General features: G+C 67.7%; 23 protein-coding genes. 18 read left to right on the forward strand and 5 right to left on the reverse strand.

Annotated elements, in window-relative coordinates; genetic code table 11:
• Nucleotides 1-23 precede the first annotated feature (23 nt).
• Nucleotides 24-3368 (reverse strand): bifunctional lysylphosphatidylglycerol synthetase/lysine--tRNA ligase LysX, encoded by a 3345-nt coding sequence (lysX, locus tag IC40_RS0123895; protein ID WP_030137186.1) that lies wholly within the window; start codon nt 3366-3368, stop codon nt 24-26.
• 73 nt (nt 3369-3441) lie between these two features.
• Nucleotides 3442-3801, reverse strand: a complete 360-nt coding sequence (locus tag IC40_RS0123900) for a DUF1844 domain-containing protein (RefSeq protein WP_030137187.1) — start codon at nt 3799-3801, stop codon at nt 3442-3444.
• A 197-nt stretch (nt 3802-3998) separates the two neighbouring features.
• On the opposite strand from IC40_RS0123900, the gene infC reads away from it, so the two are divergent.
• From infC to IC40_RS0123920, 4 genes are read left to right on the forward strand one after another with little or no spacing between them, the layout of a single operon-like run.
• Complete coding sequence (gene infC / locus IC40_RS0123905; protein WP_030137188.1) at nt 3999-4685, forward strand: translation initiation factor IF-3; 687 nt, start codon at nt 3999-4001, stop codon at nt 4683-4685.
• A 23-nt stretch (nt 4686-4708) separates the two neighbouring features.
• Nucleotides 4709-4903, forward strand: a complete 195-nt coding sequence (rpmI, locus tag IC40_RS0123910) for a 50S ribosomal protein L35 (protein WP_019511535.1) — start codon at nt 4709-4711, stop codon at nt 4901-4903.
• A gap of 48 nt (nt 4904-4951) precedes the next feature.
• Nucleotides 4952-5341 (forward strand): 50S ribosomal protein L20, encoded by a 390-nt coding sequence (gene rplT, locus IC40_RS0123915; protein WP_011560372.1) that lies wholly within the window; start codon nt 4952-4954, stop codon nt 5339-5341.
• 53 nt (nt 5342-5394) lie between these two features.
• Entirely contained in the window at nt 5395-6135 is a 741-nt protein-coding gene (locus IC40_RS0123920; RefSeq protein ID WP_030137189.1) for a TrmH family RNA methyltransferase, read from the forward strand.
• Nucleotides 6136-6215: 80 nt separating this feature from the next.
• Here the strand turns inward: IC40_RS0123920 and IC40_RS0123925 are convergent, their stop codons facing one another.
• Nucleotides 6216-7454: an acyl-CoA dehydrogenase family protein gene (locus IC40_RS0123925; protein ID WP_030137190.1), complete on the reverse strand. Its 1239-nt coding sequence runs from the start codon at nt 7452-7454 to the stop codon at nt 6216-6218.
• A 4-nt stretch (nt 7455-7458) separates the two neighbouring features.
• Complete coding sequence (locus tag IC40_RS0123930; RefSeq protein WP_030137191.1) at nt 7459-8496, reverse strand: oxygenase MpaB family protein; 1038 nt, start codon at nt 8494-8496, stop codon at nt 7459-7461.
• A gap of 223 nt (nt 8497-8719) precedes the next feature.
• On the opposite strand from IC40_RS0123930, the gene IC40_RS0123935 reads away from it, so the two are divergent.
• The 14 genes from IC40_RS0123935 (at nt 8720) to IC40_RS0124000 (ending at nt 23386) form a co-directional block, all read left to right on the forward strand.
• Nucleotides 8720-9622, forward strand: coding sequence for an adenylate/guanylate cyclase domain-containing protein (locus IC40_RS0123935; protein ID WP_030137192.1), 903 nt, complete (start codon nt 8720-8722; stop codon nt 9620-9622).
• 36 nt (nt 9623-9658) lie between these two features.
• Entirely contained in the window at nt 9659-10690 is a 1032-nt protein-coding gene (gene pheS, locus IC40_RS0123940; RefSeq protein ID WP_042509758.1) for a phenylalanine--tRNA ligase subunit alpha, read from the forward strand.
• Complete coding sequence (pheT, locus tag IC40_RS0123945; protein WP_030137194.1) at nt 10690-13176, forward strand: phenylalanine--tRNA ligase subunit beta; 2487 nt, start codon at nt 10690-10692, stop codon at nt 13174-13176. Before pheS ends, pheT begins: the two co-directional genes overlap by 1 nt.
• A 54-nt stretch (nt 13177-13230) precedes the next feature.
• Nucleotides 13231-14262 (forward strand): N-acetyl-gamma-glutamyl-phosphate reductase, encoded by a 1032-nt coding sequence (gene argC, locus IC40_RS0123950; protein ID WP_030137195.1) that lies wholly within the window; start codon nt 13231-13233, stop codon nt 14260-14262.
• Nucleotides 14217-15476, forward strand: a complete 1260-nt coding sequence (gene argJ, locus IC40_RS0123955; RefSeq protein WP_411431662.1) for a bifunctional glutamate N-acetyltransferase/amino-acid acetyltransferase ArgJ — start codon at nt 14217-14219, stop codon at nt 15474-15476. The genes argC and argJ overlap by 46 nt, the downstream gene beginning before the upstream one ends.
• Nucleotides 15473-16360, forward strand: a complete 888-nt coding sequence (gene argB, locus IC40_RS0123960) for an acetylglutamate kinase (protein WP_030137197.1) — start codon at nt 15473-15475, stop codon at nt 16358-16360. Before argJ ends, argB begins: the two co-directional genes overlap by 4 nt.
• A gap of 31 nt (nt 16361-16391) precedes the next feature.
• The gene (locus tag IC40_RS0123965; protein WP_030137198.1) at nt 16392-17561 is read left to right on the forward strand and encodes an acetylornithine transaminase; all 1170 of its coding nucleotides are present in this window, start codon (nt 16392-16394) and stop codon (nt 17559-17561) included.
• A gap of 3 nt (nt 17562-17564) precedes the next feature.
• Nucleotides 17565-18488, forward strand: coding sequence for an ornithine carbamoyltransferase (argF, locus tag IC40_RS0123970; protein ID WP_030137199.1), 924 nt, complete (start codon nt 17565-17567; stop codon nt 18486-18488).
• A gap of 39 nt (nt 18489-18527) precedes the next feature.
• Entirely contained in the window at nt 18528-19034 is a 507-nt protein-coding gene (locus IC40_RS0123975) for an arginine repressor (RefSeq protein WP_191293554.1), read from the forward strand.
• Nucleotides 19035-19061: 27 nt separating this feature from the next.
• Complete coding sequence (locus IC40_RS0123980) at nt 19062-20261, forward strand: argininosuccinate synthase (RefSeq protein WP_030137201.1); 1200 nt, start codon at nt 19062-19064, stop codon at nt 20259-20261.
• Nucleotides 20262-20346: 85 nt separating this feature from the next.
• Nucleotides 20347-21756: an argininosuccinate lyase gene (argH, locus tag IC40_RS0123985; protein WP_030137202.1), complete on the forward strand. Its 1410-nt coding sequence runs from the start codon at nt 20347-20349 to the stop codon at nt 21754-21756.
• Nucleotides 21757-21771: 15 nt separating this feature from the next.
• Nucleotides 21772-22377 (forward strand): hypothetical protein, encoded by a 606-nt coding sequence (locus tag IC40_RS0123990; protein ID WP_030137203.1) that lies wholly within the window; start codon nt 21772-21774, stop codon nt 22375-22377.
• Nucleotides 22374-22940, forward strand: a complete 567-nt coding sequence (locus IC40_RS0123995) for a hypothetical protein (protein WP_030137204.1) — start codon at nt 22374-22376, stop codon at nt 22938-22940. The genes IC40_RS0123990 and IC40_RS0123995 overlap by 4 nt, the downstream gene beginning before the upstream one ends.
• Entirely contained in the window at nt 22937-23386 is a 450-nt protein-coding gene (locus tag IC40_RS0124000) for a hypothetical protein (protein WP_030137205.1), read from the forward strand. Before IC40_RS0123995 ends, IC40_RS0124000 begins: the two co-directional genes overlap by 4 nt.
• On the opposite strand, the gene IC40_RS0124005 is transcribed toward IC40_RS0124000, so the two are convergent.
• Nucleotides 23343-24647: a hypothetical protein gene (locus IC40_RS0124005; RefSeq protein ID WP_110783396.1), complete on the reverse strand. Its 1305-nt coding sequence runs from the start codon at nt 24645-24647 to the stop codon at nt 23343-23345. The two genes, IC40_RS0124000 and IC40_RS0124005, sit on opposite strands and share 44 nt — an antisense overlap.

The following is a 24647-nucleotide window of genomic DNA, read 5'->3' on the forward strand; positions in this document are numbered from 1 at the left end:
CCCTGGGAAGTGGCTGTGACCCCTCAGCGCGGCTTGGCAAGTGGGAACGGCAACGTCTCCCGGATGCTGCGCCCGGTGATCAGCATCACCACCCGGTCGACACCCACGCCGAGGCCGCCGGTCGGCGGCATCGCGTACTCGAGCGCCTGGAGGAAGTCCTCGTCGAGTTCCATCGCTTCGGGATCTCCGCCGGCGGCCAACAGCGACTGCTCCTGCAGGCGGCGCCGTTGTTCGACCGGGTCGGTGAGTTCGCTGTAGGCGGTGCCCAACTCGACGCCCCAGGCGACCAGATCCCACCGTTCGGCCACCCCGGGGATGCTGCGGTGCGGCCGGGTCAGCGGCGATACCGAGGTCGGGAAGTCCTTGTAGAACGTCGGGTGTTCGGTCTGCCCTTCGACCAGTCGTTCGTAGAGTTCCAGCACCACCGCACCGGCGTTCCAGTGCGTCAGGTAGGGCACGCCGGCGCCGTCGCACAGATGACGCAGCGTCTGGAGATCGGTCTCTGGGTCGATGGTGGTGCCCAGGGCCTCCGACACCGCGCCGTGGACGGTTTTGACCGGCCAGTCCCCGGAGATGTCGACCGGTTCGAGAGCGCCGTCGGCGCCGGGGCGCATCACCACCTGGGACCCGTTGGCGGCCTGCGCGGCGTTCTGGATCAGTTCACGGCAGCCGTGCATCCAGACGTTGTAGTCGGCATGCGCCTGATAGGCCTCCAGCAGTGTGAATTCGGGATTGTGGCTGAAGTCCACCCCTTCGTTGCGGAACGCGCGGCCCAGCTCGAAAACGCGCTCGACACCACCCACGCACAACCGTTTGAGGTACAACTCTGGTGCGATCCGCAGGTACAGGTCCAGATCGTAGGCGTTGATGTGGGTGATGAACGGGCGCGCGTTCGCGCCACCGTGGATCTGCTGCAGGATCGGCGTCTCCACCTCCAGGAAACCCTTGCCCACCAACGTCTCCCGGATGGCGTGCAGGATCCGGCTGCGGGCGGTGATCAGGTCCCGCGCGTCGGTGTTGATGGCCAGGTCCACGTAGCGGGTGCGCACCCGGGCCTCGGGGTCGGTCAGACCCTTCCACTTGTCGGGCAGTGGACGCAGGCACTTGCCGATCAGGCGCCATCTGGTCACCAAAAGCGACGGTGTCCCGTTGCGGCTGTGCCCCATGGTTCCGGTGACCTCGATCAGATCGCCGAGGTCGATCGCCGCGGTGAAATCGGCGTTGCGCCCCTGGGTCAACCGCGAATCGTCGAGCAGCAACTGCACTTCGGCCGACCAGTCCCGCAGCTGGACGAACAGCACCCCGCCGTAATCGCGGAGCCGCAGGATCCGGCCCGCCACCGTGACGGTCTCGTCGGGGGCGGTGATCGCCAACGCCTGGGCCACCGTGTGGCTGGGCGCCTCGCCGACCGGGTAGGCATCGATCCCGCTGTCCTGCAGGGATTTCAGCTTGGCCATCCGGACCCGAACCTGCTCGGGGAGCCGGTTCTCCTTTGCGCCGGTCAGGTCGTGGGCCAGCGAGCTGGCATCGGGTGCGGTGCCGTCTTCGTGCAGCACGCCGCTGTCCACCAGAGCCTTGGGGGCCGCGACATGTTCACCGGTGTGTTCCTTGCGCCGGGAGAACGGCAGGATCAGGAAACCCTCGGCGATCACCGATGCCACTCCGACACGCGGGATCTCGCGTGTCTCTTCGTAACAGGCGTAGCGCGGCACCCACTCGGGCTGATACTTCATGTTGGACCGGTACAGCGTCTCCAGCTGCCACCAGCGGGAGAAGAACACCAGCAGCGCGCGCCAGAGGCGGGCCACCGGCCCGGCGCCCAACTGGGCGCCCTGCTCGAACGCCGACCGGAACATCGCGAAGTTCAGGGAGATCCGGGTGATCCCGAGATCCTCCGCCTGCAGGCACAACTCGCTGACCATCAGCTCGATGGTGCCGTTGGGGGATTGCGGCGAACGACGCATGACGTCCAGCGACACGCCATTGGAGCCCCAGGGCACCAATGACAGCATCGCCACGACCTGATCCTCGGAGCCGTCCGCCGCGGCCGCGGACACCGCCTCGACCAGCAGGCAGTCGCCGTCGGCAGGATCGCCGAGCCGTCCGAGCGCCATCGAGAAGCCACGCTCGGTTTCGGTGTCCCGCCATTCGTCGGCTCGGGCGATCACCATGGCCATGGCATCGGCGGTGAGATCGCGGTGCCTGCGGATCCGCACCGTCAGCCCGGCCCGGCGCGCGCGGGTCACGGCCTGGCGCACGGGTTTCATGTCCGGTCCCGAGAGTTTGAACCGGTCGGGGTGCAGGATCGCTTCGTCGCCGAGTTCCACGGCGTTGAGTCCCGCCTCGCGGAACGCCTCGGCGGCGGTGGTGCTGGCTCCCATCACGCCGGGCGCCCAACCGTAGGACTCGCACAGCTTGAGCCAGGCCGCGATGGCCGCGGGCCAGGCCCGCGGATCGCCCACCGGGTCACCGCTGGCCAGGCAGACCCCTACCTCGACGCGGTAGGTGATGGCGGCGCGGCCGTTGGGCGCGAAGATCACCGACTTGTCGCGTCGTGTCGCGAAGTACCCGAGCGAGTCGTTCTTGCCGTACAGCTCCAGCAGGCCCCGGATGGCCGACTCGTCCTCACCGGTCAGCGCATTGGTCGCCCGCTGGGAGCGGAACAGCACGATGGCCGCGACCATCAGTGCCAGCGCACCGAAGAGGCCGAGCAACGCTCGCACGAGCACCCCGGGGTGCTGGCCGTCGAAGACCTCCGCGTCGACACCCGAGAACGCGACCACCCGGTTGGCGGCGTAGCCGAGTCGGTAATCGGGCTCCAGGGAACCGGGGAACAGTTCGAGCAGGCCCCAGCCGATCAGGATGCCCACCGCCATCCCGGCCACCAGCGTGCCCACCGCCTTGATCAGCGCACCGCGCCGGACCTTGGCCCAGAACTCGTGACGCGCCAGCAACAGGAATCCGATGGATGCCAGGTGGAAGACCAGGCCGATGATCTCGCCGATGTCCTCCATGACGGTCTCGTCGCCGGTCAGCAGGTCGGCGATGTTCAGCGCCGCGGCGCTGACCATGTAGAGCACCAGGATCCACCACGCGATGCTCTTGCGGGCGGCCAGCGCAGCCGCCAGCAACGCCAACACGAAAGCCCACGCGAAGCTGGTGTCGGGGAAGTTGAAGATGTAGTCGTTGACGAACTCGCGCGGGATCCGGATGACCGCGCGGACGAACGGCGAGATGCTCGCCACCAACGACAACGTGGCGATGACCCCGACGATCCAGCCCGCCGCGGTGGGAACCCAGGCGAAACCCGATGGCCGGCGGGGTGTCGCCGCAGGATGGGGCGAGGGCACAGCTGAGGTGGCCGTCATGGGCGCGACAATATGCGCTAACCGGATGGGACGGGTGATTCTGGGGGCCTCGGGTGGTGTGTCGGGGCCGGGATCACCAGACCGGGCCGGTGTACTTCTCGCCGGGGCCGTGTCCCGGCTCCTCGGGTGCGGCACTGGCCTCGCGGAACGCCAGTTGCAGGCTCTTGAGTCCGTCGCGCAGCGGACCGGCGTGCAGCCCGAGGAACTCCGCCGAGGCTGTCACCAGGCCGGCCAGCGCGGTGATCAGGCGGCGCGCTTCGTCGAGATCGCGGTGCGGGCTCTCGTCGGGATCTGCGGACCCCAGGCCCAGCTTTTCGGCGGCCGCGCTCATTAACATCACCGCCGAACGGGTGATCACCTCGACGGCCGGGATTTCCGCGAGCTCTCTCACCTGCGGGTCTTCGGCGGACTGAGTTTTCTGATCGTCGGTCATGCCTGATAGAGTGGCATGATCGACCGTCCCGGCGAACGCCAGGGACAGTAAGTGGAGTCCCGCTCCCACCGCTGACTGTACCGGTCCAGCGGTCCGGTCACAGGCATCTGCGGATGCTCTGTTCTGCGTCTTACGCAGACGGCGAAAGCCGTGATCGGTCGGCATCGGGCCCTGCTATATGCAGGGCCTTTCTGCTGATGGCGTGGTGTTTCTCCGCTACTGACCCGGTATTCCACACGGTCGTGGCACGAGAAGACAACGTAGGAGGCCCCATCAGCACTGAGACCCGCATCAACGAGCGTATCCGCGTACCTGAAGTCCGCCTGATCGGACCCAATGGCGAACAGGTAGGCATCGTTCGCATCGAAGATGCACTCCGCGTAGCCGCGGATGCCGATCTCGACCTTGTCGAAGTAGCCCCGAATGCCAGGCCTCCGGTCTGCAAGATCATGGACTACGGCAAGTTCAAGTACGAGACGGCACTCAAGGAGCGCGAGTCTCGCAAGAACCAGCAGCAGACCGTCGTCAAGGAACAGAAGCTGCGACCGAAGATCGACGACCACGACTACGAGACGAAGAAGGGCCACGTCGTCCGCTTCCTCGAAGCCGGGTCCAAGGTCAAGGTCACCATCATGTTCCGCGGTCGCGAGCAGTCCCGGCCCGAGTTGGGCTACCGACTGCTGCAGCGCCTGGGCGCCGACGTGGCCGATTACGGCTTCGTCGAGACCTCGGCCAAGCAGGACGGCCGCAACATGACGATGGTGCTGGCGCCGCACCGCGGCGCGAAGACTCGTGCCAAAGCGGCCCACGACGCAGATACGCCGGCGCGCCGCCCAGCTTCTGAGGCGGCCCCCGCCGACACCGCAGAGCCCACGCAGAACTGATCCACCACACGAACTGAGGACACATGCCCAAGGCAAAGACCCACAGCGGCGCATCCAAGCGCTTCCGCGTCACCGGAAGCGGCAAGGTTGTCCGCCAGAAGGCCGGTAAGCGCCACCTGCTCGAGCACAAGCCGAGCAAGCAGACCCGTCGCCTCGACGGCCGCACCGTGGTGGCCGCCAACGACACCAAGCGCGTCAAGAAGCTGCTGAACGGTTAATACCGCTTCACCGACCAACTTTCACCCCGTAAGACAAGGAACACTCTCATGGCACGCGTGAAGCGCGCAGTCAACGCTCAGAAGAAGCGGCGCACAGTACTCAAGGCGTCCAAGGGCTATCGCGGACAGCGTTCGCGGCTCTACCGCAAGGCCAAGGAGCAGCAGCTCCACTCGCTCACCTACGCCTACCGCGACCGCCGTGCGCGCAAGGGTGAGTTCCGCAAGCTGTGGATCTCGCGCATCAACGCCGCGGCCCGCGCCAACGACATCACCTACAACCGCCTGATCCAGGGGCTCAAGGCCGCCGGTGTCGAGGTGGACCGCAAGAACCTGGCCGAGATCGCCGTCAGCGACGCGGCCGCGTTCACCGCTCTGGTCGAGGTCGCCAAGGCGGCCCTGCCCGAGGATGTCAACGCGCCGTCGGGCGAAGCCGCCTGAGACACCGCTGAATGAGTGGCTTCTCCACGCCGCTCACCGAGCGCGCAGATCGGGTGGCCGCAGCGATCAAGCTGCAGCGACCTGTCGAACGTCGCCGCGCCGCACGCTTTCTCGCCGAGGGACCCAACCTCGTCGAGGCGGCGTTGCGGCGCGGAGTCGTTTCCGAGGTGTTCGTCACCGAGGACGCGGCGGTTCGCTTCGCGTCCCTGCTGGGTGACACCCCTGCCCACATCGTGACCGACAAGGCGGCGAAGGCGCTGTCGGACACCGTCACTCCCGTCGGACTGGTGGCGGTCTGCCGCATTCCCGAGGTCTCGCTGCCGGACCTGCTCTCCGGCGAGCCGCGCCTGGTGGCGGTCGCCGTGGAAACCTCCGATCCTGGTAACGCCGGGACCCTGATCCGTCTCGCCGACGCGATGGGTGCCGATGCGCTGATCCTGGCCGGCAACAGCGTCGACCCCTACAACGCGAAATGCCTTCGCGCATCGGCGGGCAGCATCTTCTCGGTGCCGGTGGTGTCCGCGGCCGACACCTTGGCATTGATATCGGAGCTGGTCTATTCCGGCCTGGTGGTGATGGCCACGACGCTGGACGGCGAGGCATCGCTGGCGACCCTCAAGCTCGACGTGCCGACGGCGTGGCTGTTCGGCTCGGAGGCCCACGGACTGCCCAGCGAGGTGGCCGCGGCCGCCGATGTCCGGGTGCAGATCCCGATGAAGGGCGGCGCGGAGAGTCTCAATGTGGCCGCCGCCGCCGCGATCTGCCTCTACGAGAGTTCCCGGGCGCTGTCCTGACTAGGCATCTGCCACCGAGATTCACATCAGGGACGCCGCCGGGCCGCAATCTGTCCCTGATGTGAATCTCGCAGCCGAATTCAGGCGAGCAACCCCTTGGCCACATGGGTGATCTGCACCTCGTTGGACCCCGCGTAGATCATCAGCGACTTCGCATCGCGGGCCAACTGCTCCACCCGGTACTCGGTCATGTATCCGTTGCCACCGAACAGCTGGACGGCCTCCATGGCGACATCGGTGGCGGCCTGCGAGCAATACCATTTGATGGCCGAGGCTTCGGCCAACGAGATGGGGGAGCCCTGCTGGGCGGACTCGATGACCCGGAACAGCATGTTGCGCACGTTCATCCGGGCCACCTCCATATTGGCCAGCTTGAGCTGGATCAACTGGAACTGTCCGATCTCCTTGCCCCACAGGACCCGCGTCTTCGCATAATCCACTGATAGCCGCAGGCACTCCTCGATCACCCCGAGTGCCATGGCCGCCACGCCGATCCGTTCGGCCGAGAAGTTGGATCGGGCACTGTCCCGGCCGTCACCGGCGGTGGTGTTCTCGGTCTCGCCGAGTAGCCGATCGCGTCCCAACCGCACGTTGTTGAAGAACAACTCACCGGTGCGGGAGGAGTGAATACCCATCTTCTGGAACGGTTTCGACTGCACGAAACCCTCCATGCCGCGATCCAGCACGAAGGTGAGGACCTTACGGTCGCGCCGGTCCGTCCCGTCGCCGGAGTCGAGCTTGGCGTACACCACCACCACATCGGCATCGGGCCCGTTGGTGATGAACGTCTTCTGCCCGTTGAGGATGTAGTCCTCCCCGTCGCGCACGACATAGGACTTCATGCCACCGAAGGCGTCCGAACCCGAATCGGGCTCGGTGATCGCCCACGCGCCGATCTTCTCGTAGGTGACCAACCCGGGCAGCCAGCGTTCCTGCTGGGCCAGGGTGCCGCGGCTTTGGATGGTCGGCACCGTCAGCCCGAGGCTGACGCCGAGCCCGGTGACGAGCCCCATCGACACCCGACAGAGCTCGCTGATGAGCACAAAACCCATGCCCGCCTGGTCGGGCCCGCCACCGAACATGCCGCCGGAGGCTTTCGGCTGGCCACCCGAGCCGCCGTCACGTAGCCGGGACAGCCTGCGCTCCAACGATTCCCGCGCCATCGCATCGATGCCGAAGGTGGCGAACAGTTTGCGGACGATGGGATAGGGCTCCATATCCCCGCTCTCGAGTGCGTCGATGTGGGGCCGTATCTCCTTGTCGACGAATTCGCGCACCGCATCGCGCACGGCGATATCGACATCAGACCATTCCAGCATCGAGTCAGGCAGCCTTCCGTTTGGCGGCCGGACGCAAACCGGCCAGTGAGAATGTGGTGTGCAGTAGAGAGCCCGCACGGTCGAGCAGCGACTTGTGCGGGGGTTGGTAGTGCATCGATAGACCTCGACGATCGGACGGGGGAGCCATGAAACCCGGCGCCTCCACCAGCGGGGCGTCGGCGGCGATGCGCCCGCCGGCCCGCCGGTAGGCCGATACCGCCCGCGGATGCAGCCGGATCTCGTCGGGAACCGCGACGAACGCGAATTCGACGGCCTTGCCGAGCAGTCGCAGGATGATCTCGTCACCGGCGGTCCAGCGCATCCCGGCCTTCTCTCGCAGCGCCGGGTCGAACACGCCGGCGGCCACCCAGCGCTGGGCGCCGACGAGCGGCTTGAAGATCTGGTCCCATACAGGGGTCGGCAGCAACACGAACCAGGGTTTGGGAATCCGGATCGAGAAGATGTCCAGGGTGGCCTTGTTGATCTCAAGTTCCTCGCGGCACTTGTGGTCCCAGTACTCGCAGAACTCCTCCCAGGAGCCCGGTACGGGACGCATGCTCATGCCGTACATCCGGTACCACTGCACATGCTCGTCGAAGAGTTGGTGCTTCTCGGCTTCGGTGAGCCCTCCGCAGAAGTATTCGGCGGTCTTGATGATCAGCATGAAGAACGTGGCGTGGGCCCAATAGAAGGTCTCCGGGTTCAGGGCGTGATAGCGCCGCCCCTGGCCGTCCACGCCCTTGATGTCATGGTGGAAATTCTTGATCTGCGCGCCGGTGTCCGGCGCGCGGTCACCGTCGTAGACGACGCCCATGATCGGGTACACGGAGCGGGCGACCCGCTGCAACGGTTCGCGCAACAGGATCGAATGATCCTCGACTCCCGCGCCGAGCTCGGGATACATGTTCTGGATCGCGCCGATCCAGACGCCGAGCAGGCCGGTACGCAGGTCGCCGAAGTATTTCCAGGTCAAGGAGTCGGGTCCGAGCGGTATCGGCTTGGGAACAGCGGTCCGGTCGGTGCCGGCGGATGCAGCGGTCATGGGCGTCCTCGTCGAGCCTCGAAAACCACGGGTGTCCGGCCACGATATGCCTGACAACACGCGTTGTCTATGACGGCGCGCGCAGCTGTGCCGCGTCGTTACCGGTCGGCGATACCCCCGCCGCACCGTCGTGACCTGGGCATTCCCCGTCCGAGGTGCGATGTGATCAAGGTCGTCCCCCAACCTCGTTGCCGGTACCGGCGGTGCCACCTAGGGTGGCGCTGTGGCCGCCGAATCGTTCGAGGAACGATCAGCGCACACCCCGGCGGTCTCGCCGCCGGAGATACCGCGCCCGGCCGGTCCGTTCGGATGGCTGTCGGCCACCAATCACAACCCCGGTGTGGTGGCGATGATCAGGCGTGCGCGACGCGCCCTGCCCGGCGATCCGGAGTTCGGCGACCCGTTGTCGGCCGCCGGCGAGGGCGGCCCGCGCGCCGCCGCGAGGGCCGCGGACCGACTGCTCGAGCGCGAAGCCGTCTCCCGGGAGATCAGTCTCGGCGCTCTGCAGGTCTGGCAGGCGCTCACCGAGCGCGTCTCGGGCAAGCCGGCCAACCGGGAGATGACGTTGGTCTTCACGGATCTGGTCGGGTTCTCGGCATGGTCGCTGCGCGCCGGCGACGACGCCACCCTGCGGCTGTTACGCCGCGTCGCACAGGTCACCGAGCCGCCGCTGCTGGCCCAGGGCGGACACATCGTCAAACGCATGGGCGACGGGGCGATGATCGTTTTCACCGATCCGAGCATCGCGGTCCGTGCGGTGCTCGCGGCCCTGGACGCGGTGCAGTCCGTCGAGGTCGACGGGTACACACCCCGGATGCGGGCCGGCATCCACACCGGCCACCCACAACGCATCGGATCGGACTGGCTGGGTGTGGACGTCAACATCGCCGCACGGGTGATGGAGCGGGCGACCCGCGGCGGCCTCGTCATCTCGCACACCACGGTGGAAGCGGCCGGTGGTGTCGACGCCCTGGCCGCGCTCGGGGTCTCGGTCAAACGGGTGCGTAAGCAGTTGTTCGCCACCAAGCCCAGCGGGGTTCCCGAGGACCTGGTCATGTACTGGGTCAAGCCCTTGACGAAGTCGGCGGCCGCCGACACGGCCGCGGACCGTCCCGAGGGTGCGTGACGTCGCTCTCAACGGGCCATCACCTATGATCGCCGGGTGACGGAGCTCTCAGAAGATGCCCTGATCAGCGCAGTTGCTGCGGCCCGGCAGGCCTTCGACGCCGCCGCGGACCTCGACGCGCTGGCCAGAGCGAAGACCGAACATCTCGGGGACCGTTCCCCGATCGCCATGGCCCGTCAGGCGCTGGGCGCCCTGCCCAAGACCGAACGCGCCGACGCGGGCAAGCGGGTCAACATCGCGCGCACCGAGGCGCAGCAGAGCTTCGATGATCGACTCGCCGCATTGCGTGCCGAGCGCGATGCGGCGGTGCTCGTCGCCGAACGCATCGACGTGACGTTGCCCTCGACCCGACGCCCGGTGGGGGCGCGCCACCCCATCACGCTGCTCACCGAGCGGATCGCCGACACCTTCGTGGCGATGGGCTGGGAGCTGGCCGAGGGCCCCGAGGTCGAGACCGAACAGTTCAACTTCGACGCGCTGAACTTCCCGCCCGACCATCCGGCCCGCAGCGAGCAGGACACCTTCCAGATCGCCCCCGAGGGATCGCGGCAGGTGCTGCGCACGCACACCTCACCGGTGCAGATTCGTGCGCTGCTGGAACGCGAACTACCGGTCTACATCATCTCGCTGGGACGGACGTTCCGCACCGACGAGCTCGACGCCACCCACACCCCGGTCTTCCATCAGGTCGAGGGTCTGGCCGTCGACAAGGGCCTGACCATGGCCAACCTGCGCGGCACCCTGGACGCGTTGGCCCGCGCCGAATTCGGCCCGGCCGGCCGGACCCGGTTCCGGCCGCACTTCTTCCCGTTCACCGAGCCTTCGGCCGAGGTGGACGTGTGGTTCGAGAACAAGAAGGGCGGCCCGGGCTGGGTCGAGTGGGGTGGCTGCGGCATGGTGAATCCGAATGTGTTGCGAGCCTGCGGTATCGACCCGGCCGAATACTCCGGCTTCGCATTCGGCATGGGATTGGAGCGAACTCTGCAGTTCCGCAACGGTATTCCGGACATGCGTGACATGGTCGAGGGCGACGTGCGCTTTTCGCTGCCATTCGGGGTGGGTGCCTGATGCGCGTTCCGTTCAGCTGGCTGCGCGACACCGTCCGGCTCGGCAACCCCGGCTGGGACGTCTCCGTCGAGGAACTCGAACAGATCCTCATCCGGATCGGCCACGAGGTGGAGGAGATCATCCCGGTCGGACCGGTCACCGGACCGTTGACCGTCGGCCGCGTCACCGAGATCGAGGAACTCACCGAGTTCAAGAAGCCCATCCGCGCCTGCAAGGTTGATGTCGGTGAAGCAGAACCTCGCGATATCGTCTGCGGTGCAAGGAACTTCGCCGTCGGCGATCTGGTGGTCGTCGCGCTGCCCGGCACGGTGCTGCCCGGCGATTTCGCGATCGCCAAGCGCAAGACCTACGGCCGCACATCCGACGGCATGATCTGTTCGGCCTCGGAGCTGAACCTCGGTGCTGACCACTCCGGGATCATGGTGCTGCCCGCCGGCACCGCCGAGCCGGGAGCGTCGGCCATCGAGGTCGTCGGTCTCGACGATGTGGTGTTCCATCTGGCGATCACCCCGGACCGGGGTTACTGCCTGTCCATGCGTGGCCTGGCTCGCGATATCGCGTGCGCCGCCGACCTGGATTTCGTCGACCCGGCAGACGTGCCGCCGTTGCCCGCACAGGGCGAGGCATGGCCGCTGACCATCCAGCCCGGAACCGGAGTGCAGCGCTTCGGACTGCGCCCGGTCACCGGTATCGATCCGGCGGCGGTATCACCCTGGTGGCTGCAGCGTCGGCTGCTGCTCTCCGGTATCCGGGCCATCTCACCGGCCGTGGACGTGACCAACTACGTGATGCTCGAACTCGGCCACCCGATGCACGCCCATGACCGGTCGTTGATCACCGGCGGCTTCGACGTCCGGTTCGCCGCGGCGGGGGAGCAGGTCACCACGCTCGACGATGTCACCCGCACCCTGAACGACACCGATGTCCTGATCGTCGACGATGTCGCCACCGCGGCGATCGGCGGTGTGATGGGTGCGGGCACCACCGAGGTGCGGTCGTCGACCACCGATGTGCTGCTGGAGGCCGCCGTTTGGGATCCGGCCGCGGTATCGCGTACCCAGCGCAGGCTCCGCCTGGTCAGCGAGGCCGGCCGGCGTTACGAGCGCACCGTCGACCCGGCCATCTCGGTGGCCGCGCTGGATCGTTGCGCCACGCTGCTGGCCGAGATCGCCGGCGGCACCGTCGATCCGACGCTGACCGACTGGCGTGGTGACCCGCCGCGCGACGATTGGTCACCGGCGCCGGTCAGCATGCCCGCCGACCTGCCCGACCGGGTCGCCGGAGTGACGTATGCCGCCGGGGTGTCCGCGCGGCGGCTCACCCAGATCGGCGCCACGGTCACCGAGTCCGACGGTGTGTTGACGGCCGTCCCGCCGAGCTGGCGGCCCGACCTGCGTGAGCCTGCCGATCTGGTCGAGGAGGTGCTGCGGTTGGAAGGCCTTGACGCCATCCCCTCGGTGCTGCCGCTGGCACCGCCCGGGCGGGGCCTGACCCCGGTCCAGCGCCGTCGCCGGGCCATCGGCAAGTCGCTGGCGCTGGAGGGTTTCGTCGAGGTGCTGCCGACACCGTTCCTGCCGGCCGGGGTGTTCGATGTCTGGGGTCTCGATACCGACGATCCTCGGCGATCGGTTGTCACCCTGCTCAACCCGCTGGAGGCCGACCGGCCCCAGCTGGCCAGCACGCTGCTGCCCGGCCTGCTGGAAGCGTTGACGCGCAACGTGTCCCGCGGTGCCGTGGACACCTCGTTGTTCGCGATCTCCCATGTCGCCGTGCAGACGGCCGAGACCCGCGCGGTGCACCGGATCCCCACCGATCGCAGGCCCACCGACGAGGAGATCGCCGGGCTGGATAGCTCGCTGCCACGCCAGCCCGAGCATGTGGGCATCGTGATGACCGGGCTGCGTGAGCCCGCCGGGCCGTGGGGGCCGGGTCGCAAGGTCGAGGCCGCCGACGCCTTCGAGGCGGTTCGGGCCATCGGTCGAGCGGTCGGAGTCGACCTGACGCTGCGTGCCGACGCGCAGTTGCCATGGCACCCGGGCCGTTGTGCGGCGGTGCTCGTCGGGGACGTCGTCGTCGGTCATGCCGGCCAGTTGCATCCGGCCGTCATCGAGCGGGTGGGGTTGCCTGCGGGCACCTGCGCGGTCGAGATCGATCTCGACGACATCCCGATCGTCGAACGGTTGCCCGCACCCTCGGTGTCACCGTTCCCCGCGGTGTTCCAGGACATCAGCCTGATCGTCGCCGACGAGGTGGCCGCGCAGTCGGTGATCGACGCCGTCCGCGGCGGCGCCGGTGAGCTGTTGGAGGACGTCCGGTTGTTCGACGTCTACACGGGCCCGCAGATCGGGGAGGGGCGCAAATCGCTGACTCTGGCGCTGCGGTTCCGGGCTGCGGACCGGACGTTGACCGAGGACGAGGCCAGCACGGCCAGGGATGCCGCGGTCGCCGCCGCGGCCGAGCGGGTCGGCGCGGTCCAGCGCACCTGACGGCCATCGTAATGGGTTTGCATTCGCCTGCATAACAATGCAAGGATCGGACTCATGACATCCGTAGCTGTCGCCGGCGCCAGCGGATACGCCGGTGGCGAGATCCTGCGCCTGCTGCTGGGCCATCCCGCCTACGCGGACGGTCGACTGACCATCGGGGCGCTCACGGCCGCCGCCAGCGCGGGCAGCACCCTGGCCGAGCATCACCCACACCTGCTGCCGCTGGCCGACCGGGTGCTGGAGGCCACCGACGCCGCTCTGCTCGCCGAGCATGATGTGGTGTTCCTCGGCCTGCCGCACGGCCACTCGGCCGCGCTGGCCGAACAACTCGGTGACACCGTCATCATCGACTGCGGCGCCGACTTCCGGTTGACCGACGCCGCGGATTGGGAGAAGTTCTACGGCAGCGCGCACGCCGGCACCTGGCCATACGGGCTGCCCGAATTGCCGGGAGGTCGAGACGCGCTCAAAGGCGCCACCCGCATCGCGGTGCCGGGGTGCTATCCGACCTCGGCGCTGCTGGCCCTGCTGCCGGCCATCGAGACCGGTCTGGCGGAGCCGAAAGTGACCGTCGTCGCGGTCAGCGGCACCTCCGGCGCGGGCAAGTCCGCCAAGGTCGACCTGCTCGGAGCCGAGGTCATCGGATCGGCGCGGGCCTACAACATCGGCGGAAAACACCGGCACACCCCCGAGATCGCCCAGGGCCTGCGCAAGGTCACCGACAAGCCGGTGACGGTGTCGTTCACCCCCGTACTCATCCCCACCTCGCGCGGCATCCTGGCCACCTGCACCGCACCGACGCAGGCATCCGAATCCGAGATTCGGGCGGCCTACGAGAAGGCCTACGCCGACGAACCATTCATCCATCTGTTGCCCGAGGGGCAGCTGCCCAAGACCGGATCGGTGATCGGCAGCAACGCCGCTCAGATCGCCGTGACCGTCGACGCCGACGCCGGCACGCTGGTGGCCGTCTGCGCCATCGACAACCTCACCAAGGGCACCGGCGGTGCCGCGGTGCAGTCGATGAATCTGGCATTGGGATGGCCCGAAACCGAAGGACTGTCGACCGTGGGAGTGGCACCGTGAGCGGAGCGAACCAAGAGATTCCGGCCAAGCTCGTACGTACCCAGGGCGTCACCGCCCCGGCCGGCTTCCGGGCCACCGGCATCTCCGCCGGTATCAAGGCCTCGGGAGCGCTCGACCTGGCGCTGGTGCTCAACGAGGGTCCCGACCATCACGCCGCCGGCGTGTTCACCCGTAACCAGATCAAGGCCGCACCCGTGCAGTGGTCGCAGCAGGTGCTGACGACGGGCAGGCTGCGCGCGGTCATCCTGAACTCCGGAGGTGCCAACGCCTGCACCGGTCCCGGCGGGTTCCAGGACACCCATGCCACCGCCGAGGCGGTCGCCGCGGCACTGAGCGACTGGGGCACCGAGACCGGGGCCATCGAGGTCGCGGTGTGCTCGACCGGTCTGATCGGGGACCGGCTCCCGATGGACAAGGTGCTCGCCGGGGTCACCGAGATCGTGCACGAGATGGCCGGTGGTCTGACCGGCGGTGAAGAGGCCGCCCGGGCCATCATGACCACCGACACGGTGCCCAAACAGGTTGCGCTGCATGCCGACAACTGGACCGTCGGCGGGATGGCCAAGGGCGCGGGCATGCTCGCCCCATCGCTGGCCACCATGCTGGTGGTGATCACCACCGACGCCGTCGCCAGTCCGCAGGCGTTGGACGCCGCGTTGCGGCGGGCCACGGCGGGGACCTTCGACCGCCTCGACGTCGACGGCAGCTGCTCCACCAACGACACCGTCATCCTGCTGGCCTCGGGCGCCAGCGAGGTCACCCCGAGCCAGGACGACCTGGACGCGGCCATCTTCGCCGTTTGCGACGACCTGTGCGCGCAGCTGCAGGCCGATGCCGAGGGTGTGACCAAACGCATCACGATCACCGTCGTCGGCGCCGCCGAAGAGGACGACGCGCTGGTGGCCGCTCGGGCCATCGCCCGCGACAGCCTGGTCAAGACCGCGCTGTTCGGATCCGACCCCAACTGGGGCCGCGTGCTGGCCGCCGTGGGAATTGCGCCGGTGACGCTCGATCCGCAGCGGATCAGTGTGTCGTTCAACGGATCTCCGGTCTGCGTCGACGGTGCCGGTGCCCCCGGCGCCCGCGAGGTCGATTTGTCCGGTGATGAGATCGAGGTGCTGGTCGACCTGGCCTCCGGCGATGCGTCCGCGTCGATCCGGACCACCGACCTGTCGCATGCCTATGTCGAAGAGAACTCGGCCTACAGCTCATGAGTGACACCGTCGACGAGCATTCGACGCGGACCAAAGCGGCCGTGCTGGCCGAGGCGTTGCCGTGGCTCAAGCAGTTGCACGGCAAGATCGTCGTGGTCAAGTACGGCGGCAACGCCATGACCGATGATGCGCTCAAGGCGGCCTTCGCCGCCGACATGGTGTTCCTGCGCAACTGCGGGATCCGTCCGGTCGTCGTGCACGGTGGCGGCCCACAGATCAGTGCGATGCTCAAGAAACTGGGCATCGCAGGCGATTTCAAGGGCGGTTTCCGCGTCACCACCCCCGAGGTGCTCGATGTCGCCAGGATGGTGCTGTTCGGTCAGGTGGGGCGCGAACTCGTCGGCCTGATCAACGCGCATGGCCCCTACGCGGTCGGCGTCACCGGCGAGGACGCTCAACTGTTCACCGCGGTGCGGCGCAGCGTGACCGTCGACGGTGTTGCCACCGATATCGGGCTGGTCGGCGACGTCGAACGCGTCAACGCCGGTTCGCTGCTGGATCTCATTGCCGCGGGCCGTATCCCGGTGGTCTCCACCATCGCGCCCGATATCGACGGTGTGGTGCACAACATCAACGCCGATACCGCGGCCGCGGCGTTGGCCGAGGCACTCGGTGCCGAGAAGCTGCTGATGCTCACCGATGTCGAAGGCCTCTACACCGATTGGCCGGACCGTACCTCCCTGGTCAGCGAAATCGACAGTGCGGCGCTGACGCAGCTGCTGCCCAAACTCGAATCTGGCATGGTGCCCAAGATCGAGGCGTGTCTGCGTGCCGTCGACGGGGGTGTACCCAGCGCGCACGTCATCGACGGTCGCGTCGAACATTGCGTGCTCGTCGAGCTTTTCACCGACGAAGGAACCGGAACAAAGGTGGTATCGGCATGAGCGAGCGCAGCGAGCGAATCATGGTTGAAGCATGACACTGCAAAACCGCTGGGAAGCGGTCATGATGAACAACTACGGCACCCCGCCGCTGGCCCTGGTCGCCGGCGACGGCGCCGTCGTCACCGACGAATCCGGTAAGAGTTATCTGGACCTGCTCGGCGGTATTGCGGTCAACCTGCTCGGCCACCGTCATCCGGCCGTCATCGAGGCCGTCACCGCCCAGCTCAACACGCTGGGACACACCTCGAACCTGTATGCCACCGAGCCCGGTATCGCCTTGGCCGAGCGGCTCGTCGACCACTTGGCGCAGCCGGCGCGGGTGTTCTTCTGCAACTCCGGTACCGAGGCCAATGAGGTTGCGTTCAAGATCACGCGGCTTACCGGACGAACCAAAGTCGTTGCGGCAGAGGGCGGTTTCCACGGTCGCACAATGGGAGCGCTGGCGCTGACCGGCCAGCCGGCCAAGCGCGCGCCGTTCGAACCGCTGCCCGGACAGGTCAGCTTCGTGCCCTACGGCGATATCGACGCGCTACGCGGCGCCGTCGACGACGAGACGGCCGCGGTGTTCCTGGAGCCGATCATGGGGGAGAGCGGCGTGGTCGTCCCGCCGCCCGGCTACCTGGTCGCGGCCAGGGAGATCACCGCCGCACACGGCGCCCTGCTCGTCCTCGACGAGGTGCAGACCGGCGTCGGACGCACCGGAGCCTTCTACGCCCATCAACACGACGGCATCACCCCCGATATCGTCACTCTGGCCAAAGGACTCGGCGGTGGCCTGCCGATCGGCGCGTGCCTGGCCATCGGCGCGACCGCCGACCTGTTGACCCCGGGCCTGCACGGCAGCACGTTCGGCGGCAACCCGGTGAGCACCGCGGCCGCCCTTGCGGTACTGCAGACGCTGGCCGCCGAGGACCTGATCAATCGGGCCGGCGCGGCGGGCAAGACGATCAGCCACGGTGTCGAGGAGATCGGCCATCCACTGGTCGACCACGTCCGTGGCAAGGGTCTGCTCATCGGCATCGCGCTCACCCAGACCAAGGCCAAGGCCGTCGAGGCGGCGGCTCGCGAGGCGGGCTTCCTGGTCAACGCCGCCGCGGCCGATGTGATCCGACTGGCCCCACCGCTGATCATCACCGATGCCCAGATCGACGAGTTCCTCACCGCACTGCCCGCGGTACTCGACAACGGAGCCAAGGGGTAAAGCATGACCCGCCATTTCCTGCGTGACGACGACCTGACACCCGACGAGCAGGCCGAGGTGCTCGCGCTGGCCGCCGAACTCAAGGCGGCGCCGTTCTCCCGGCGACCGCTGGAGGGTCCGCGCGGCGTCGCCGTCATCTTCGAGAAGAACAGCACGCGCACCCGGTTCTCCTTCGAGATGGGCATCGCCCAGCTGGGCGGGCACGCCGTCGTCGTCGACGGCCGCAGCACCCAGCTCGGTCGCGAGGAGACCCTTGAGGACACCGGCGCGGTGCTCTCGCGTTACGTCGATGCCATCGTGTGGCGGACCTTCGCCCAGGAACGTCTGAGCGCCATGGCCTCCGGGTCGACCGTCCCGATCGTCAACGCGCTCTCCGACGAGTTCCACCCGTGCCAGGTGCTCGCCGACCTACAGACCCTCGCCGAGCGCAAGGGCGCGCTCCACGGCCTGACCATGACCTATCTGGGTGACGGCGCCAACAACATGGCGCACTCACTGATGCTGGGCGGGGTCACCGCCGGGATCAACGTGACCATCGCCGCGCCGGCGGGTTTCGAACCGCACCCGCAGTTCGTCGACGCCGCCCGCCGCCGCGCCAGTGAGACGGGAGCGACGGTGTCCGTCAGCGCCGATCCGATGGCCGCCGTCGACGGTGTCGACGTCCTGGTCACCGACACCTGGACCTCGATGGGTCAGGAGAACGACGGCCTGGACCGAGTACGCCCGTTCCGCCCGTTCCAGGTCAACGCCGATCTACTGAAACGTGCCGACCCCGATGCCGTTGTCCTGCACTGCCTTCCGGCGCACCGCGGACACGAGATCACCGACGAGGTCATCGACGGCCCGCAGAGTGCGGTGTTCGACGAGGCCGAGAACAGGTTGCACGCCCAGAAGGCGCTGCTGGCCTGGTTGTTGGAACGTTCCTGACATCATGAGCGACGCTTGCGGAGCGAATCGACGGCCGACATGCGGGACCCGAGCCTGCGAGGGAACCGCATGAGCACCCCGACCCGGGCCGGCCGTCAGGCCCGCATCGTCACGTTGCTGTCGTCGAACGCGATCAGCAGCCAGACCGAGCTGGCCACCCTGCTGGCCGCCGAGGGTATCGAGGTCACCCAGGCCACCCTGTCCCGGGATCTGGAGGAGCTCGGTGCGGTGAAGCTGCGCGGGGCCGACGGCGGGGTCGGGGTGTACGTGGTGCCCGAGGACGGCAGCCCGGTGCGGGGCGTCTCCGGGGGAACCGAGCGGGTCACGAAGCTGCTCGGAGAACTGCTGGTCTCCACCGATTCCAGCGCCAACCTGGCCGTGCTGCGCACCCCGCCCGGGGCGGCGCACTACCTGGCCAGCGCCATCGACCGGGCATCGTTGCCCCAGGTTGTCGGCACCGTCGCCGGTGATGACACCATCTTCGTGATAGCCCGCGAGCCGATGACCGGCGCAGAGCTCGCGAGCATGTTCGAAAACTTGAAGTAGCAGTAGAGAGATAAGGGAGATCAACCAATGTCCGAACGCGTCATCCTGGCGTATTCCGGCGGTCTGGACACCTCGGTGGCCATCAGCTGGATCGGCAAGGAAACCGGCAAGGAGGTCGTCGCCGTCGCCATCGACCTCGGCCAAGGCGGCGAGGACATGGATGTCGTGCGCCAGCGCGCCCTGGACTGCGGCGCTGTCGAGGCCGTCGTCGTCGACGCCCGCGACGAGTTCGCCGACGAATACTGCCTGCCGACCATCCAGTCCAACGCGCTCTACATGGACCGGTACCCGCTGGTCTCGGCCATCAGCCGGCCGCTGATCGTCAAGCACCTGGTCGAGGCCGCGCGCGAGCACGGCGGCGGCATCGTGGCCCACGGTTGCACCGGCAAGGGTAACGACCAGGTCCGTTTCGAGGTCGGATTCGCCTCGCTGGCACCCGATCTGGAGGTGCTGGCCCCGGTACGCGACTACGCCTGGACTCGCGAGAAGGCCATCGCCTTCGCCGAGGAGAACGACATCCCGATCAATGTCACCAAGCGTTCGCCGTTCTCGATCGACCAGAACGTCTGGGGCCGCGCGGTGGAAACCGGGTTCCTGGAGCATCTGTGGAACGCCCCCACCAAGGACGTCTACGACTACACCGAAGACCCCACCATCAACTGGAGCAGCCCCGACGAGGTCATCGTCGGATTCGACAAGGGTGTGCCGGTCTCCATCGACGGCCGTCCGGTCACCGTGCTGCAGGCCATCGAGGAGCTCAACCGGCGCGCCGGCGCCCAGGGCGTCGGCCGGCTCGACGTCGTCGAGGACCGACTGGTCGGCATCAAGAGCCGAGAGATCTACGAGGCGCCCGGCGCCATGGTGCTGATCACCGCGCACACCGAGCTCGAGCACGTCACCCTGGAGCGCGAGCTGGGCCGTTACAAGCGCGGCACCGACCAGAAGTGGGGCGAGCTGGTCTATGACGGCCTGTGGTACTCGCCGCTCAAGCGCGCGCTGGAGGCCTTCGTCGCGCACACCCAGGAGCACGTCACCGGTGAGATCCGGCTGGTCCTGCACGGTGGGCACATCGCGGTCAACGGCCGACGCAGCCCGACCTCGCTGTACGACTTCAACCTCGCCACCTACGACGAGGGCGACAGCTTCGACCAGTCCAGCGCCAAGGGTTTCGTGCACGTGCACGGGCTGAGCAGCAAGATCTCGGCCAAGCGCGACCTGGGCCTGTGACCCCACCCCTCCGCGAGCGTGCGCGTCTGCGGGCGACACGCCGCTGCCAGACCGGAGTTCACGCACGCTCGCGGAAGGAAACTGCATGAGCACCAACGAAGGATCGCTGTGGGGCGGCAGGTTCGCCGACGGACCGTCCGACGCCCTTGCCGCCCTGAGCAAGTCGACCCACTTCGACTGGGCGCTGGCCCCCTATGACGTCATCGCCTCCAAGGCGCACGCCCGGGTCCTGCATCGCGCCGGCCTGCTCACCGATGAGCAACGCGACGGATTGTTGGCCGGTCTGGACAGTCTGGGCGCCGATGTGGCCGACGGCAGCTTCGGCCCGCTGCCCAGCGACGAGGACGTGCACGGGGCGTTGGAGCGCGGTCTGATCGATCGGGTAGGCCCCGAACTCGGAGGTCGGCTGCGTGCCGGCCGGTCGCGAAACGACCAGGTGGCCACCCTGTTCCGGATGTGGCTGCGCGACGCCGTCAAGGCCGTCGGCGACGGGGTGCTCGACGTGGTCGCGGCGCTGGCGACTCAGGCCGCCGCGCATCCGACGGCGATCATGCCGGGCAAGACGCACCTGCAGTCCGCACAACCGGTGTTGCTCGCCCATCACCTGCTCGCCCATGCACATCCGCTGTTGCGCGACGCCGAGCGCCTCGTCGACCTGGACAAGCGGACCGCCGTGTCGCCGTACGGCTCCGGCGCGTTGGCCGGATCCTCGCTGGGGCTCGATCCCGACGCGATCGCCGCCGAGCTGGGCTTCGATGCCGCGGCCGACAACTCCATCGACGCCACTGCAGCAAGGGATTTCGCGGCCGAGGCGGCATTCGTGTTCGCGATGATCGCGGTGGATCTCTCCCGGTTGGCCGAAGACGTCATCCTGTGGAGCACCACCGAGTTCGGGTATGTGAAGCTGCATGACGCCTGGTCGACGGGTTCCTCGATCATGCCGCAGAAGAAGAATCCGGATATCGCCGAGTTGGCCCGCGGAAAGTCCGGGCGGCTGATCGGCAACCTGACCGGTCTGCTGGCGACGCTGAAGGCGCAGCCGCTGGCCTACAACCGGGATCTGCAGGAGGACAAGGAACCCGTCTTCGACTCGGTGGCACAGCTGCGCCTGCTGCTGCCGGCCATGGCCGGATTGGTCGCCACCCTGACCTTCGACACCGACCGAATGGCCGAGTTGGCACCGCTGGGGTTCACGCTCGCCACCGATATCGCCGAATGGATGGTGCGCCAAGGCATTCCGTTCCGCGTTGCGCACGAGGCCGCCGGCGCTGCGGTCAAGGCGGCCGAGGCCCGTGACGTCGGACTCGAAGAACTCGCCGATGACGAGCTGGCCGGTATTCACCCGGGACTGACGGCCGAGGTGCGCACGGTGCTGACCATCGCGGGGTCTGTCGACTCGCGGGATGCCCGCGGCGGCACGGCACCGGTTCAGGTGGCCCGTCAGCTTGCCGTGGTGCGCGATACCGCCGACCGGCTGCGGATCAGGTTGCGCTAGGTAGGATCTGCAGCCATGGAACCGGCTCGGGGGAGCGCCGCGTCCGGGCGTATCCGGCGGTGGCTGGCGGGGTGGGGGTTGAAGGAGTGGCGTCGCGCGGGTCTGGTGGCCGTACTGGTCGCCACCGCCGCGTTCGGCGGGCTGGACACCGTCAACAAGGAGATCACCGATATCAAGGTCGGCGAACAGTTCGACACCGGACGGTTCGAGATGACAGTGCTGCGCGCAACCCTCGTCGACGAGGTCCGTGCGGGCGAACGCCGGATTTTCGGGCCGAAGCCGGGCCGCCGCTATCTGGGCCTGGTGACGAAGGTGCACAACACCAGCACCCTGCCGGGCCCGGTGGCACAACCGGTGGAACTGGTCGGTCTGACCGGCGCCGTGAACCTGGCGGCCATCCGGCTGGCCGACGGCACCCTGTCGATGAGTCTGGGGCCGGGTCTCACCGATGACGTGGTGCTGATGTGGGATGTTCCTTCCGATGCGGTGGCGGTCGGCGCCCAGTTGCCGGTGCGGATCAGCAAGGAGGTCCGCAAGATCAACGCGACCGTCGGTCAGGGCTGGGTGTCCAGCCTGACCGACTATGCGCAGCTCAGCGTCCCGGTCGGCGGCGGGCGATGAGGCGCTCGCTGACAGCGTTGTCGACAGCCGTGGTCATCGCGGCCGCAGCCTGGACGTGGCACAGCCTGCCGATCCCCGATGAAGTCTTCGCTCCCTTCGATGTCGAGGTCGCGATGGGACAGCAGGCCACCGGCGCGGCGATCACCGCACAGGTCGACGCCGTCCGGATCGGCCCACGGGTCAGAAAGACCCAGTACCCGCCGGGCAGCGTCGACGCGGTCGGTGTCTGGGTCGCCGTCGATGGTGCGGCCATGACAACACGCAGCGACCAGGTGCCCTCGGTCGAGCTGATCGTCGGTCCCAACACCTATGTGCCCACCAGCCGTCTCGGGGTCATCCCGGTGACCGGGTCGCTGGCTCCCGGGATCCGGGCAAGCGGTTCATGGGTGTTCGACGTTCCACCAGATCTCGTGGCGCCCGGCCGCGGCCGGATCACGCTGCGTATGTGGGTCGGGGACTGGCGGCTGAATTCACGGCTGGTCTTTGATATCGATCTGACCGATCCCGCGGTGCACCGGACCGACCTGATCGATATCGGCCCGGGAAAGCAGGTCGGAACGTGAAACTCTGGCAGCGCAATCTGATCGGCACCGCCGTCGCCGCGGCGGCAGCGATCACCGCGACCGTGTTCATCCTCGAACCGGAATGGACCGACTACCGCCGCACCGTCGTGCCCGCACACACCGCCGCGCCGCGGCAGTCCATCGAAGTCGACGGACAGACATGGGCGGTCCGCAATGTGAGCCGCACGACGACCAAATACGGGTCCGCCCTGCCCGAGGGCACCGTTCAGCTGAACGTACTGATCGAGCGAACCGGCTCGGCCGCAGAGGAATTCGGCTGCGCCGGCTACCTTATCGAGGGGGAGCGTTCGTGGCGTGGAAGCGGCCCGCCATGCGGAGCGGAGATGTCGCTGCCGTGGACGTTCCTGGTGCCGTCGAGCGCGGAACCGACTGCCGTGGACGTCAGGCGACCGGACGGCTCGATTCTGCTCCGGTTGGAGCTGTAGCCGCGGCGGAGCGCTGCACGCACCAGGCCAGCGCGCAGGCCACCAGACAGATCCGGAGCGGTTCGATGATCGAATGCGAGATCAACGCCATCACGTCCCAAGTGGCGAACCAGAATCCGATGTCGTGCGGTCCGATCAGCCAGGCCATGCCGCGGAAGAGGTAGCCCGGTCCCAGCTGCGCCCGATAGAAGCTGCCCGCCATGTCCAGCCACGCCAAGCCGAGGTAGCCGAGCACGTAGATCGACAGCGCGAGCAGGCCGCCGGCGGCAATGACATGGGCGGAGTCGGTGATCGGCTTGAACTTGCCGATCTGCCCGGTCAGCTGATTGCGCACCTCGGTGCGTACCTTGCCGGGGACGCGTTTCCAGCCGGTGCTCAATTGGGTGCGTCGCGTCTCGGCGCGCCGCATCCACCGGTCGACCCGGGCGCCGCCGATCCGGGCAGCCTCGGCCCGCCAGTCGGCCTTGGCGGTGGCGCCGTAGACGATGCACGCCACGGCCAGCCAGATCAGCGGTACCGCCGCGCCACCGAAGACGGTGCTGATGGCCCACATCACTGCATCCCACATTTTTTGCAGGAACTGCACATGAGAGAACAGACTCTCGCGGGTGTCGTTGAACCACACGATGATCCGCCGCTCGGCAATCCAGGCCGACGGGTTGATCAGGAGGGTGAGTCCCTGGCTGGCCGAGTACGTCAGCACCAGGAACACCCACAGCGTGTCCAGGTAGACCTGAACCGGCAACAACCAGGTCGGCGTGCGGTCCTTCAGCCGGCCGAGGGCGAACCGGGCCACCAGCGCCAAGCCGATGATGACGAGCGTGACGGAGCCGACCGGCAGCATGCTCGGATGCAGGGTGGGCGACGAATCCGGTGACATCATCGCCGCACCCGCGCGGTACTCCATGGCGCGATACTCGAAGGACAGCCAGTCCTCTCGAAACATCTGCCAGGCCAGATAGATTGCGAAGAACGGCACGATGATGGTCGCGAAGATGTCGATCTGACGGGCGGGTCGCCTCGCCAGTCCCGCCAGTGCGGGAATACCCGGCCGTATCACCAGGAACATCGCCACATAGGACCCGAGCCGGGCCATACCGGCCAGCGGCATGATCAGCGAGGCCCACACGTAGTTGTCATAGCCGGCCCAGGCGGCCCATTCGATGGCGCCCACGCGGCCGAGATACCCGACGAGATAACAGGCCACCAACTGCGGGAAATAACGCACGCACAGCGTGACCGGCGCCAGCACGTATCGCAC

Source organism: Mycolicibacterium neoaurum ATCC 25795, from assembly GCF_000691525.1.
In the GTDB taxonomy this organism is placed as follows: Bacteria; Actinomycetota; Actinomycetes; order Mycobacteriales; family Mycobacteriaceae; genus Mycobacterium; species Mycobacterium neoaurum.